Consider the following 14,336-nt stretch of genomic DNA (forward strand, 5'->3'; position numbering starts at 1 on the left):
CTTTTTGCTAGAAACCCAGCCCTTTCCTGAAACCCAGAAACCCAGCCACCTTTTGGATAAGCTCGAACTGCTTGCCCCGGCAGGAACCATTGAGGTTTTTGAAGCCGCAGTTCAAAGTGGTGCCGATGCTATATATATCGGTGCACCTATGGCAAATGCCCGCGCCCTGGCTAAGCACTTTAGTTTTGAAGAGATAGCTGCCCTTGTTTCATTTGCTCACAAGAATGGTGTTAAGGTGTATGTGGCGATGAATTCATTGATTAAAAATGATGAACTTGGTGCTGTAGTTACTTCTCTTTCTATCTTTGAGGGGATTGGTGTTGACGCAGTTATTATTCAGGATCTTGGTATCTATTCGATTGCCCGACGCTATTTCCCGCGACTTCGACTCCATGCCAGTACCTTGTTAGGCGCGCATAACTCCCTTGCCGTTAAGAAAATGGCCGACATGGGCTTTGCTCGCATAGTTTTGGCTCGTGAAATGGGCATTTCTGAAATAGAGGCCGCCGGTGGTGTTTCCCGGGCAGAGCTTGAGGTCTTTGTCCATGGGGCAATGTGCTTTTCCTATTCAGGTCTGTGTCTGGCCAGTAGTTTTCTGGGGGGCAAAAGTGGATTGCGCGGCAGATGTGTTCAGCCCTGCCGACGAAAATATAGTTGGAAGGGCAAACACAAGGGCAGTCCGAATGGTTATTTCTTTTCCATGAACGACCTGAACGGCATCCACTTTCTGAAGGCAATTCAAGAGGCTGGGGTGAACTCCTTAAAGATCGAAGGTCGCATGCGCAGTCTTCAATATATTAAAAATGTTGTTAAGGCCTATCGCCTCGTCATTGACCACGACTCATCCGCTGATTCCCTTGAAACGGCTCAGGGCTACCTTGCTCGGGCTATGGGGCGGAAAACCTCAGCCGGATTTTTTTCCCTGCCCCAGCAGGAAGATATTATTTCATCGCATCATTCTGGAAATATTGGTCTTTTTATGGGCAGTATTTCTCAAATATCTGGCAATAAAGCTGTTCTGGATTTACAGGCAGATATTGAGGTTGGAGATAGGCTGAGGATTCATTCTGAGGATTCCGGTGAAAGAAACTCTTTTACTGTCCGTAATATATGGCTTGCCCAGAAACCTGTTAGTTCAGCCACCAAACAAACGCAGGTTTCCATCGAAGTACCCGCTTCTGCCAAATCAAGTGATCCAGTCTATAAAGTTGATACGGCAGATTCACGTCTCGTTGCGGCCCAACCACAACAGGTCAATTGGCAACAGTTTAAAAAAGATATCGTTAAAGAAAAAAGTCGGAAGCGTATTAAAACGATCACTGATGAGCTCTCTTCGGTAGTTTCACTCCCTCGTCCAACCCCCAATAGAAGAGTGGATACTCCACAGCGCCACATGAGCAAAGGCTTTTCTCGAAAAAAAGATGTCTCGCATAAAATTGATAAAAAACTCTTCAGACCTGCGTTGCCGCTATGGCTTAAGGTAGATAGTTTTATACAGCTGAGAAAACTGCCCAGAGACCATTTCTTTTCTCGCATCGTTGTTTTGTTGACCCATGACAGCTTTTCCCAATTCAAGAGAAGTGGTGTGTCCGGCCTTTCTCCAAAAATGATCTGCTGGTCTCTGCCGCCGGTAATTCATGAAGCAAATGTCAGGTTTTATCGTGAGGCAATTAGCCTATTGTTGAATAAAGGCTATTGTGACTGGCAATTGGGCCATTTTAGCCAGAGTGGTTTTTTTGAAGATTACTCCAGGAGTCAGGGGGCTGATCCGTTGCCAGTGAGCTTCCCTGGTAAAAAGATTAAAAGTCGTAAACCTCGTTATCAGAAGGTTACTTATCACGGTAACTATACCCTTAACTGTATAAATTCTTATTCATTAGAAGAGCTCCAGCGCCAGGGTTTAAGAACGGCTCAAATTGCCATAGAAGCAGATCGGCAGGTTGTTTCCTCTTTAGCTGCAAATGGCAGGATAGAAAAAGGAGTGACTGTTTATGGCTTTCCGTCCTTACTCACTGCGCGCGCTAGTCTGGATGTTTTTAAAACGTCAGCAGAGCTTATCAGCCCAAAAGGGGAGTCATTTCTCCTGAAAGAGGTTGAAGGTGTGACCCAGGTGATTTCACAGCAGCCTTTTTCGCTGCTTGATTATATCGGGGAACTTCATGAACTTGGTGTTGGTTACGGTGTTGTCGATCTTACCAATACGGCTCAGGTTCGTGATCCCCTGGGAGAGGTTTTGAGCCGCATTGCAGGTAAAAAAAGACATCGAAGGCTGAGTACGTTTAACTATAATGGAACACTGTTTTAGCCCCTGTTTTGTATTTCTGACCACACGAGTCAGGTGAATTATGCTCAGGAAAATCCCGATGAGGATGAACAGCCGGAGAGGGCACCAGACGGGATGGTGGTTGCCGTTGATGATGAAAGACGATAATTACCAACGGAAATTTTTTTAACTACATTTTGACTCGAGCACTTTTCGCAGTTGATTGGCTCAGTTGCAGTTGATGATGAAACGATCTTCTCAAAATTAACTTCACACGTATTGCAGTGATATTCGTATATAGGCATATTTCCCCTCTGAAATTTGAGCTTTATGTTTGAAACCCGGTCGACAGCTTGTGAGTTTGTACAGTATGAATGTCCACCTCAGCTGTCAACTTCAAAAACATTTTTGTAGGTAGAGCAAAAAATGGATATTGATACTCATCTGCGTAATGCATTTCGTTTTATTAAAGAAGAGCCCTTATATGCGATTCTTGGCAGCTTAATAGTTTTAGTAATGAATGTTGCAACCATTGGACTCTTATCTGGTCCGATTATTGGCGGCTACTTTATTGGTGTTCTGAAATTTGTCAGAGACGATCAGAAACCAGTGTTAAACGATCTGTTTGCTGGTTTTCAGCGCCTGGGCTATCTGTTCTCATTTATACTGGTGAGTATTCTTACTATTTTTGGTTTTTTGTTGCTGGTCATTCCTGGTCTGGTAATGATGACCTGGTGGATCTATGTACTACTTCTGATGATAGATACCAATATGCCATTATCACAAGCTATGGCGGTAAGTAGAAAGAAGGTTCAGGAAAAAGGGTTTTTTAGGCATTTTGTCTTCATCGCTATGTTAGCAGTGTTGCCAACGCTTATCATTAATCTCCTGGCTCTGTTTCTGCCTCCTCTGAAATTGTTACAGTTAGTTGTGATGCCGATTCAAAGCGCCTGTGTGGTAAGTTTATATGTTGAACAATTTTCAAGGACAGCGCCTCCGCCGATGGTAGAAATTCCATCCACAAATGGCCAGTAAAGCCCCTACACTGTCAGCCCAGACATCCAGAATGCTGGCATCGCGTAATGGAATGAACAGCTGATGGATCTCATCTGAAATGCCATAGGCGACGCAAAAAAACAAAATAAATATGTTCTGTCGTGATGACGGTTTTTTTTTGCCTGCATAGAGTAGTGTTAGTGCAAGAACAGCATATTCAAGGGCATGCCAAAATTTATCGTATCCAAGGAGACTAGGGGGATGGAGTTTATCGCCAGGTATGTGAGAGGCGATAAATATGGTGACCATGACACCAAGCGCAGGTAGGTAGCGAACTCCTGATGTCATGGGGACGTTAGGCGGGGGAGGGTACTGTTCAGTTACTCTTTTTTGTCATCACTCAGATGAATACTGTTGAGGAGATCGGAGGAAAAGGTTTTTTCCATCTGTAGAAGGGCGTCTTTAATTGCTGCAGCAGGCAAGTTGTCATGTGTTTCTTCTTGTTGGTCGGCGTATGCGGTGGTGATGACCTTACCCTTGCTGACAACAAATTGATGCGACCAGTTTATCTCAATCGTTTCGTCTGATTCTTCAATATCCACATCAATCGTAACGCCATCTTTTGCTACAAGTACGGCATCTTTTTCTGAAAGCTCAAAGAGCCAACCATCGCCGTTGGCAGTAGATACAAAAATAAAAACCCCAATTAGTTTAATTGACTCTTTCCGGTTTACAGCTAATTCTTGAAGATGCTTAATCTCTTCGGTAACCGAAATCTTTTGTTTGGGAGCAGCAGTAGTTGTTATCGGTTTATCTTTTAAACAGCATTTTTTATATTTTAAGCCGCTGCCACAAGGGCAGGGTTGATTGCGTCCAATTTTAGCCATGTAAATTCACCCAGTATAGTTTTAATAATTTTTGCTAACAGTTCTGAATATATTCTAAACTCATAAAAATGCAAGAATGATACGACTCGTTGTGTTATTGCCTGATATAATTGTCGTATTGATTCTAATGGTTGTAAAACAACCGATGAGCTCAAGAACTTTCTCAAGAGCTTCCCCTGCGTTTCGTAATAATCTACGTCGTAACTTTAACCGAGTACTTTGGGTCAATATTTCTGATACTCACTGTTACTGTCAACCTCAAAAACTATGAACAACAGCATTAAAAAATAAAATCTTCGCATGTTTCTCCCTTTCATTAAACCTCTGAAGCTCCCGCTAATTTATTAAATGCATTACGTTCTAATGTATTGCCAACCACCGCAACCAGGTCACCACTTTGGAAGATATAATCAACTTTAGGATTTGAATAAAACTCTTTTCCATGGACAATACCCACAATTGACGCCCCCGTTTTGGTTCGAACGGCGGCCTCCCCTAAATTAGTATTAGCCAGGGGGCTTCCGGGTGGAATAGTTACCCATGAGATTTCCATCATGTTTCTTATGTTGCCAAGTTTTGTTAAAAGTTCATGTCCTTCTTGAGATTGATGAATTGGTGAATACAGGTTTTGTCTAACAGCGTCAGTATATTGTTGAATAACATTTACCGGGATATCCAAATGAAGAAGCGCTTGCCGCGCAATTTCCAACCCTGCTTCCATCTCAGGCAATACAGCCATATATATTCCACTTTCATATAATGCCCGAGTTTGATCGATACCATTAGCCCGGGCGATGATATGCAGTTTGGGATTATGCTGATGTGATTGTTGTACAATGGATTGCGATGTCGTGACCTCTGGGGTGGTAATCAGTAGCAGTTTGGCAGAATCCACCTTGGCAAGTTCAAGAACAGTTGAGTGACTTATATCACCGTAAATGACCGGATATTTTGCCGCTTTGCATTCAAGCATTCGTTGATGATTAAACTCAATGATGACAAAAGGGATAGCGAGTTGCGAGAGGGCCTGGGCGATGTGTTGTCCTACTCGTCCGCCACCGGCAATGATAACATGCTCCTTAAGTCCGGAATGAGGGATATTCTCTGTTTGCAACTGCTCATGTATAAACAGGCGCTTCTTTAGTTTGTAAAGGGGGGCGGCCATTGCCGACGCTAAAGGGGTCAGCATCATGCTCAATACCGACACGGCCAGTATAAGAGAATACATCTCCTGGTTAATAGATTTAGTTTCAAGACCCAATCGGGCAAGCACAAAGGAAAATTCACCAACCTGAAACAAACCGAGACCGACGGCGATTGGCACAATATTGACATAGCGGAACAGCATCGCCAGCACGGAGAAAATTGCACCTTTGAAGACAGCGATGGCTAAACAGAGGGAGAGGACCTGTACCCAGTTTTGGAATAGATATATCGGGTCGAGAAGCATACCGACCGATGTGAAAAACAAAAGACCAAAAATATCTCTGAGGGGGGTAATGTCGCTCAGGGCCTGATGACCATAATCAGACTCGCTCAAAACCATTCCGGCAACAAAGGCGCCTAAAGCAAAAGAGAGCCCGAAAAGGTATGTGGCATAGCCTACCCCTAAACCTATGGCGGTTATGGATAAAATGAAAAGCTCTCTAGAGTTCCACTGCGCGACATGGGCCAGCAACCAAGGGAGCAGCTTTCTGCCCAAATAAAACATCAAGGCCAAAAAAACTATAGATTTGATGATGGCGACGGCCAAGATAGGCAGACCGGCCTCTGGGTTACTTAGTTGAGGGAGGACAATCATCATCGGAATGACGGCCAGATCCTGGATAATAAGCATGCCGATCATTACCCGGCTGGAAAGGGTGCCAACAAGCCCTCTGCTCATAAGAGTTTTCAGGGTCACCATGGTGCTTGAAAGTGAAATTAAGGCACCAAACCATAATGCCTGGGTTGGAGAAAATCCTAAATGTCTGCCAAGAAAAAAGCCAAAACCGATAGTGAGCAGAATTTGTATCGGGGTTCCAAAGAGGGCAATATCTCTAACCGGCTTTAACTCACTGATAGAAAACTCCAACCCAAGAGCAAAGAGAAGAAGGGCCACGCCTATTTCAGCTAGGAGTTCGATCTCATGAATATCACCAACTGTAAATCCGCCGGTGTGTGGGCCCACTACTACCCCAGCAACGATATAACCCAGAATCAACGGTTGCTTGAGCCGCTGGGCAATAAGCGCGCCAATCAGGGCGGCAACCACAATGATGATAATATCAGCAGCTATACCCACTCAGTTTACCTCACTTCAAAGAAATAATTCACAACGACCTGTAATGCGGTCTTATAATATCAAGTACTTACAGAATATGCAAACTGGTGTTCCAGTGTAATATTATTTAAGCAGTAAATGCAGAAATGAATGCAGAAATGTGCAGAAATGGAGAAATGGATTAGAAATGTAGAAATGTGAGAAATGGGTGGAAATGTGTGAGAAATGGGTGGAGAAAGAAATGGAGAAAGAAATGGGGTCAAGTCCGCTCTTGGAAAGAAATGGGGTCAAGTCCGCTCTTGGCTCTTATGTAGTATATTCTCTATTTCCAATATAGATTTTTGTAATTTCTTATCCCCACTCAGCTTGGTTTTAATCCGCTCGACAGCAGTACTTACCGTACTGTAATTGTTGATGCCGAAATATCGACCAACACACGGGAGCGTTTCCCGACAATGACGACGAACCAGGTAAATCCCAATATTCCGGGGAAGGTTCTCACTCCCCCGTCTTGAAGCAAAAAGATTGTCCTGATTTGTCTTGTAGTATTTACACACCGCTGCAATTACCGCGTTTGCCGTTGGCGCTAGAATCTTCGACTCTGGAACTTCGACCCGGAAGCCCAAGTGAGAGAATTTCTCCTTAATGAATTCTTTGAACGAATCGTCGCCTAGAATCGACGGCAGGTTCTTTAAAGAATAAAAACGCTTGATCTCTTCAGAGTCACCATTGCATACAAAATCGATATATGCGGCCTTCCGCCTGCTTTTTTTATCATTAAGCATTGAAAGCAAATAGGCTTTGTTCAGCCATTGCCAATTTTTCGCCGGTGACACGTAACCATGATGGCTGCTCCAAGGGTAGTCATTGAGATTTTCCACTATACCTGCCGAAATGGGATTCCTATGAATATATCTCAGAACATCCAAGAGGTGGTTGTCTGCCTCCACAAGCACTGTCTTATAACGCCCCCGGAACAACTGTCCTTCCTTCTTATGCCGCCGATTGTACCGCTGAGTGTATATCCCGTTGATATGGCGCATACAGCGGGCTAAGTTTCCGTCCGGCGTTTGAGCCAAAATATGGTAATGGTTTGACATCAGACAGTAAGCCGATATTCTAATGTTCCAACTATCAACCGTTTCTTGAAGAACTTTGATGAATGATTTGCGATCTGCATCGTCCTCAAATATTGCTTCAGCCCTCCGGCCCCGATTCATTAAATGATACCAGGCTCCAGGATATTCTATGCGTAACGGTCTCGACATAAAAAATCTATATCAACTATAGCCATTAAAGTCAAGAGCGGACTTGACCCCTCACCCTGTGTTAAAGTCAAGAGCGGACTTGACCCCTCACCCTGACCCCTCACCCTTGCAAATATATCAATATTAGTTTTGTTTGTAATGAATATTGTTTTTCGGCACAGATCAACTGGTTTGAAATCAATAGAGGTGAACATAATTTTAGAAAGATTTTTTCCTTTGAGTAAGTAGGGAAAGTTACGGTATTATCATTTATACGAAATTCTGGAGACTTTTTTCTTGATAAGGGCACTCAACATACTAATCCGGATAACCTAATTTAATAGCGAGTGTCAATTGTGAGTGGTGTTTCATGAAAATATGGGTAGACGCTGATGCATGCCCGGCCGTGATTAAAGATATATTATGTAAAGCGGCAGAGCGCACTGGTGTGCAACTAACTCTTGTTGCCAATCATTTTATGCGCGTTCCGCAGTCACGTGTTGTTGGTTTTCTCAAAGTGACTGCCGGTCTTGATGTGGCCGATAATGAAATTGTGAAAAGAGTTGCGATCAACGACCTTGTTGTTACCAGCGATATTCCCTTGGCTGCCAAAGTAGTCGATCAGGGCGCGATTGCTCTTAATCCACGAGGTGAACTCTATACAGCTGAAAATGTGAGAGATAGGCTGAGTATGCGGGATTTTATGGATAGTTTGCGCGGCAGTGGAATTGATACTGGCGGGCCATCTGCCCTCAGCCAAAACGATCGAAAACAATTTGCCGGCCAGCTTGACAAAATACTGACAAAATATCTCAGCCAGAAAGGTGATGGCTCAGCCGAGCTATGATTTATTGGCCTAATGAGTTCATTCGAATCAGTTTTTTCTCATCACAATAATATTCGACAAGCTTGTCAAACATATCATTTTTACCTGTGTAAATCTGAATGTTGGGATTTAAAATCTGTTCTAAGGCCTCCTGGTAACTGTCAACGCCCTCGATAAAATTATAAATAGGTTCATTCCCACATTTTTTATTGAGCAGGGTGTCCATATAGGTGTTAACGTTGGCCCAATAAATATGATTATTTCTGAAGTGAGCGTTGTCCCGTTTGGCCCTGTCAACTTGAGTATCCATCATTTTTTGAAGCTCGCTGTTAAATAGGTAGTCATAAATCTTGCCTGCAATCTGGGTTGGACCCTGGGTCGAATCGCCAACGCTTTTATAGCCCCCGGTATTGGTTGTCACGATTACAATCATTGAAATATTCTGGTCGGCGTGCTTAGCACGGTTAAGGTAGGGATTGAAATGACTTACAAATAAGGAAGTTCTGCCATTTGGGGCTGTTCCGGTTTTACCAGAAACAAGGTTTTTATGGTATTTGAACTGACTTTTCATGCTGGCACCGGAACCACGATTACAGACTTCATACAAAGCCTGCATCTCGTTTTCACGTTCTTTTTTTGAGTCAAAGAGGAGGATCTCATTCTTTCTCTCCTCGCTGTCAGCGTCAAAGATAACTTCATTATTAACCCTGATCCGCTTTACAAAGGAGGGGTGGCGGTAATAGCCATCGTAAAAAGCGTTGTAGACACCAAGCCATTGCTGAACCGGTACTTCATCTGCCCCAATGCCGAACGGCCAGTATTTTGCATTTTCGTGGTCATACTCAAGATTGATACGATCGAAACCGGAAAGCATGGCACTGCGAATTGTTGGTTTCGTGTATAAGCGAGCAAATATAGTGTTAACGGAAAGTACCTGGGCCTCAAGGAGAGAGTAATTCCTGCCTAAATAACGGTTGTTGTTTTGTCCCTTGCCATCATATGGGTACCAGTTTCGGGGTAGCCATATCTTTTTCTCTTCCCTTTCGACATACTTGTACTCAAGAGGTTTGTCTTGAAACATACTTTGCAGGGTCGCGTTGCCTGCCAGCATTGTATAGTAGGCGATAATCGGTTTGATAGTCGAGGAAGGGGGAATTGTTGCTTTTTTATCCATCAGGTCGATAATAACCGCATGATTAGAGTCTGATTTGGATTCTGGATCTGGCTGAACATCATCAACCGAATCACGGGAACCTTTCAAGAACTCCTTGCCGCCAATATAGGCAAGGAATCGACCTTTCTGGTTAGTAATGATAACGCCAATGTTGAGATTCTTATAGAGGTATGTCATAAACTCTTCAAAGCTGTTGTATGGGGGTAAAATTCGTTTTTGTTCGTAAAGCTCAAGATCCTTTTTCCAGAGGGTTTCGTTTTTCCTTTCTAAGGCCTGGCGAAATGTTTTGTCTTCAATAAACTGGTTGATTATATCTTTAATTTTTTCTACCAGGTCAATGTTGACCCCTGTTTCGATAACGACGTCACCTTTTTCATCCAGTATAAGTTTTGTACCGCTGATCTCTCTGCCTCTGACCATATAACTCCTTGATGTCACTTCTCGAATTACATTCCATGAAGTCCACTCTTCTTCACCATAAAGAGGTGATCTGAAATCACGAAAGCCGATGCGCCGAATGGACTCTTCATCACTGATCAGCCAGGATGTATGTTGTTCGGCAGAAATTTCCTTTAATGAAAGAAGGTAATTGAGGGCCATATTAATCTTGCCAATTGCACTTTTTGCATGAAAAAGTCGAGTTGGGCTAAGATCTGCAAAGCTTTTCCCTTTCCAGATATCATAAAGCGCTAATTGACGATTGTGGTTTGGAATAAAAGAGCCAATGGTAACCAGCTGCTGGTAGTTAAGTTCTGCGAGATCTTTTTTGAAATAGTTTTCGGCAGCCGAATTAAACCCATACATATTACTGCCAACTGGAACGGTGTTAATATAAAAGTCAAGGTTCAGCTCCTTGCCGAATTTTGCGACCAGAATGTACGAGAAAATTATCTCTTCAAGTTTATTGGAGATAGTACGATTTTCGTTGCCGAGTATTTTTTTTGCATTTTGCATAATGATTGTGCTGGCGCCACGTTTATCACCCATGAGGGTATCTTTTACTGCTCCGAACAGATTGATCCAGCTCACACCAGCGTGAATAAAAAAGGAGTTGATGTACCAGGGATTTTGAGGGTGAGGAAGCAGGTAATGGTCTTCACAGGCCAGAAGCGCCATTTTTACATTGGGTGGTATGCTTTGAGTTACTTTGCGCTTACCATACGATTTAATAGTTGACCCGTTGTCGTCAACTATTTCGGCTGAGTGTGCGTATGTTTCAAGACTTTCCGGCAGGCGTGGTATTCCGGCAGTGTCGTAGAAAGCCCTGGCAAAAATAAATTCGGCAATATGCTGGGTGGGTCCAGGGATGAAATTTATAAAAAATAAGAGCAGCAAACATATAAAACTCCAGCGCAGAATCGAAGGTAGTCTCGAGGAAAATAGGTATAAAAACTGCCGAGCAGGACTGTCCCAGGGGAACATAGCGGTTTTTAATGGGTTGTTTTCTATGTTCTTGAGGTAGTTCTCATAACTTGATTCCAGGTGTTGGCTTTCCTTGAGCTTTTTGAGTACGACTTTCTCACTGATACCTTTGTCAATTTCAGCAGAGGTAAATGTATGTTGAAAAGCTTTATACTTTATGGCCTGTTTCTTAAGGTCATTATCTGGCTGTTCAGGTGATTTATGGTCGTTATGTTCTGACATTATATATGGCTAATCAAGCATCGTTAGATGGTGGAATGTTGTTACGATATGAAGAAAATTGGGTTCATCCTGTCAGCAAACTAATCGACATACCTACCTGCATGTTGAGTGAATAGTAACTATAAATTATTAAAAAGGCAAAAAATATGAAAATTTACAGATGGTTAAGTAATTTGAGCTATCAGCCGATTATAGTGTAAAGGATTTATGATGTTCGACATTTGTTTGATGAAAACAAATAAAGTATATAATGGTATTGAACTGATACCATTATATACTTTCACTCTGATTTTATAACAGCTACATTATCAGGACAACCAATTATGATTCAATTTCATTGCTCTAGTTGTGGATTTACCCAAGGGGTTCAGTCGAGGCATGCAGGCAAGTCAGTGCCGTGTCCTAAATGTAAGGCGCCTGTCGTCGTTGGTCAGAAAGGACAACCAGACCATAAATCTTCAACCTTGGCACTAAAGGAAAAACGAGGTGTAGCCTTATTTGACTGCCCGACGTGTGGTTTGAAAAAAAAGGCTGTCTCGAAGTTTTTAGATAAAACTGTTAAGTGCCCTCGTTGCAAAACTTCGGTGTTAATAGCCTGGAAAATGATCGATGTCGCAGAGTTAAAAGCGACTGTTGTTGATAACAAAATACCGCCAAAAAGAAGAGTTTTACCCTCGTTTAATGGAGTTCTTTTTTTGAAAAAAAGGATGCTGGCCTTAACCTCTGCATCATGTCTTATTCTTGTCGTAATTGTAGGCGGGTATCTTTTAATCAGTGGGAAAAATTCAACGCCATTTGCAACTAATATCAACACTATTTCTTCGAGTAAAATTCCCGCCGATTCAATCTCACGTGCAGATACCTCAGACCTAAAGCGAATCTCTTCAGTTGAAAATATCTTGCAGACGACAAAATCATTTCGCGGGCGAGATTTAAGTAACTATAATTTTTCTAGATTGGATTTACGAGGAGTCGATTTTCAGGATGCCAACCTAAGGGGGGCCATTTTTAATACCTCTGATTTACGAAAAGCCGATCTGCGTGGAGCAGATTTGACAGGTGCTGTCCTTTCACTTTCTGATCTTCGTGATGCAAATCTATACGATGCTGTTTTCGTTAAGGCTGATTTAAGTAAGTCGAATCTGCGAAAGGTTAATGCAAAGCAGGCTGATTTTTCCAATGCAAATTTGAGCCAGACAGATTTTACCGATGCTAATCTTTTGGAGGCATCGTTTTTAGCGGCAATACTTTTTGAGGCCGATTTGACGAGTGCCAACTGCCTTAAAGCCCAATTTGCTAACGCTGATTTGAGCAGAACTCATTTGCATAAGGCCAATCTTATTGGCGCTGATTTTACCAACACTGACTTGTCAACTGTGGATCTGAGTGGTGCCGACCTGTCAGAGGCGATTCTAAGAAAAACGGATCTGTCTCGCATAAATTTAAGCGCGGTTTCATTATCTAAAGCAAATCTAAGCATGGCTAGTTTGTATAAAACGGATTTATCTCATGCTGATTTAACCATGGCCGATCTCAGTTTTGCCGATCTAAGCAAAGCCATACTCGTTGAAGCTGATTTAAGTCGTGCAATTCTAAAAAAAGCCAATTTGCATCAAGCAGATCTTACGGATGCCACAGTTAAGTACACCGATCTGTCGGAAGCAAATATGACAGAAGTAACAATGAAAAATGTGGATTTGTCAGGATCGAATCTGGCCGGTGTCAACCTTACTGGTGCCACATTGTCTGGGGCCAAAATGAATAATGTCGTTTTAAGTGAAGCAAATTTGACCGGGGCTGACCTGCAGAACGCTCTAATTACTGATAAATCAATTTTGCTTAAGGCAAACTTCACCAATGCCAACCTGAATAAAGTGAATTTGAGTAACGCTGTTTTGACTAAAGCCAATTTTACCAATGCTAATCTTCGAGAAGCTATTCTGGTGAAAGCGGATCTCACCTATGCCTATATGAATGAAGCCAATATGACTAAGGCTGATCTAACCCATGCTGATTTGACCAATGCTGATTTGAAATGGGCCAACTTAACTGGTGTCAATCTAACGACCTCCCTGAACCTGAAAGTTGAAAACTTTAAAAATGCATTTTTAAACGAGGCGAAGTTGACACGGTTCGATCTGCGCAACGCTGATTTAAGTAATGCCAATTTATCCTATGCTGATTTAAGCAATGCCGATTTGACTAATGCTGATATGACAGGGGCACGACTTGATAACGCTAATTTGAGAGATGCCGATCTGCGCTGGGCACGTTTAACTGACGCCGATCTTACCTCGGCTGATTTGACCTCAGCAAATTTAAATGATGCTGATGTCAATAGGGCGAATTTTGATCTGGCGGTATTAGCAAAGATTAAATTTGATAATGTGAAAAACAGCGGAAAAACGCGAAATATCGAGAGTGCCAAGGGACTTGACAGCAAAATAGCCGCAGTGATTACGGAGCGGCAAAAAAAACTTGCTGAAAATTTATCAGATACAGCAAAACGATCTACAGAAGTCGATCAACGTGAGGTAAAGATCTGGGATCTTATGGTGGAAAAGCATGGTCGGGTTCTTATGAAATTTAAAAATGATACTGAACTTATAAATTATTACGAGGGCTTGAGTGATATTGAGGCCAACCTGCTCAAGCACAGGATGTTTTCTGAGGGTGATTCTGGTGTCCTTGGCCAGGCTGGGGCTTTTCTAGGCGTGTTATTTAATATAAACTTTATGCCTGGTAATGTGGAAATTCCAGTGGAAGTTCGCTGGATTTCACCCGACAACTCAATCTATGCACAAAAAACCAAGGTCAAGTATATGCAGCATGTGGTGACATCCTATGAGTTGCCCCAGGAAAGTTCTAAAATTTTCGGGATATGGAATGTTGAATTTTATTATGACGAGAACAGAATCGGCACCCAGAAAATTGAGGTTTTAAATGAGCAGGAATATCAGGCTCGAAATAGCAGTAAACTGCCTCAGGGATAACTATCTTTCAGTCCGTCAAAGAGGCATATCAAAAATATTTTCA

10 protein-coding genes and 1 pseudogene are annotated in these 14,336 nt (G+C 42.5%); 4 read left to right on the top strand and 7 right to left on the bottom strand.

Annotated features, from left to right (window positions below; all coding sequences use genetic code 11):
- Window positions 1–4: 4 nt before the first annotated feature.
- Window positions 5–2,305: a U32 family peptidase gene (locus HQK80_02100; protein ID MBF0221013.1), complete on the top strand. Its 2,301-nt coding sequence runs from the start codon at window positions 5–7 to the stop codon at window positions 2,303–2,305.
- A gap of 44 nt (window positions 2,306–2,349) precedes the next feature.
- On the opposite strand, the gene HQK80_02105 is transcribed toward HQK80_02100, so the two are convergent.
- Window positions 2,350–2,568, bottom strand: coding sequence for a zinc ribbon domain-containing protein (locus HQK80_02105; protein ID MBF0221014.1), 219 nt, complete (start codon window positions 2,566–2,568; stop codon window positions 2,350–2,352).
- Window positions 2,569–2,689: 121 nt separating this feature from the next.
- Here HQK80_02105 and HQK80_02110 point away from each other — a divergent pair, with 121 nt between their 5' ends.
- Entirely contained in the window at window positions 2,690–3,298 is a 609-nt protein-coding gene (locus HQK80_02110) for a hypothetical protein (protein ID MBF0221015.1), read from the top strand.
- Here the strand turns inward: HQK80_02110 and vanZ are convergent.
- The 5 genes and pseudogenes from vanZ to HQK80_02135 all read right to left on the bottom strand — a co-directional run bounded on the left by vanZ (window position 3,245) and on the right by HQK80_02135 (window position 7,677).
- On the bottom strand, window positions 3,245–3,607 hold the full coding sequence (vanZ, locus tag HQK80_02115; protein ID MBF0221016.1) for a VanZ family protein: 363 nt from the start codon (window positions 3,605–3,607) through the stop codon (window positions 3,245–3,247). The two genes, HQK80_02110 and vanZ, sit on opposite strands and share 54 nt — an antisense overlap.
- Window positions 3,608–3,639: 32 nt before the next feature.
- Window positions 3,640–4,146 (bottom strand): SEC-C domain-containing protein, encoded by a 507-nt coding sequence (locus HQK80_02120; GenBank protein ID MBF0221017.1) that lies wholly within the window; start codon window positions 4,144–4,146, stop codon window positions 3,640–3,642.
- Window positions 4,098–4,346 (bottom strand): annotated as a pseudogene (locus tag HQK80_02125) (DUF3124 domain-containing protein). Before HQK80_02125 ends, HQK80_02120 begins: the two are co-directional and overlap by 49 nt.
- Before the next feature lie 116 nt (window positions 4,347–4,462).
- The gene (locus tag HQK80_02130; protein ID MBF0221018.1) at window positions 4,463–6,430 is read right to left on the bottom strand and encodes a cation:proton antiporter; all 1,968 of its coding nucleotides are present in this window, start codon (window positions 6,428–6,430) and stop codon (window positions 4,463–4,465) included.
- Between the two features lie 266 nt (window positions 6,431–6,696).
- Window positions 6,697–7,677, bottom strand: a complete 981-nt coding sequence (locus HQK80_02135) for a transposase (GenBank protein MBF0221019.1) — start codon at window positions 7,675–7,677, stop codon at window positions 6,697–6,699.
- Window positions 7,678–8,026: 349 nt separating this feature from the next.
- On the opposite strand from HQK80_02135, the gene HQK80_02140 reads away from it, so the two are divergent.
- On the top strand, window positions 8,027–8,503 hold the full coding sequence (locus HQK80_02140) for a YaiI/YqxD family protein (protein MBF0221020.1): 477 nt from the start codon (window positions 8,027–8,029) through the stop codon (window positions 8,501–8,503).
- 1 nt (window position 8,504) lies between these two features.
- On the opposite strand, the gene HQK80_02145 is transcribed toward HQK80_02140, so the two are convergent.
- Entirely contained in the window at window positions 8,505–11,300 is a 2,796-nt protein-coding gene (locus tag HQK80_02145; protein ID MBF0221021.1) for a penicillin-binding protein, read from the bottom strand.
- Window positions 11,301–11,623: 323 nt separating this feature from the next.
- On the opposite strand from HQK80_02145, the gene HQK80_02150 reads away from it, so the two are divergent.
- Entirely contained in the window at window positions 11,624–14,293 is a 2,670-nt protein-coding gene (locus HQK80_02150; GenBank protein ID MBF0221022.1) for a pentapeptide repeat-containing protein, read from the top strand.
- Window positions 14,294–14,336 lie beyond the last annotated feature (43 nt).

This window comes from Desulfobulbaceae bacterium, assembly GCA_015231515.1.
In the GTDB taxonomy this organism is placed as follows: Bacteria; Desulfobacterota; Desulfobulbia; order Desulfobulbales; family VMSU01; genus JADGBM01.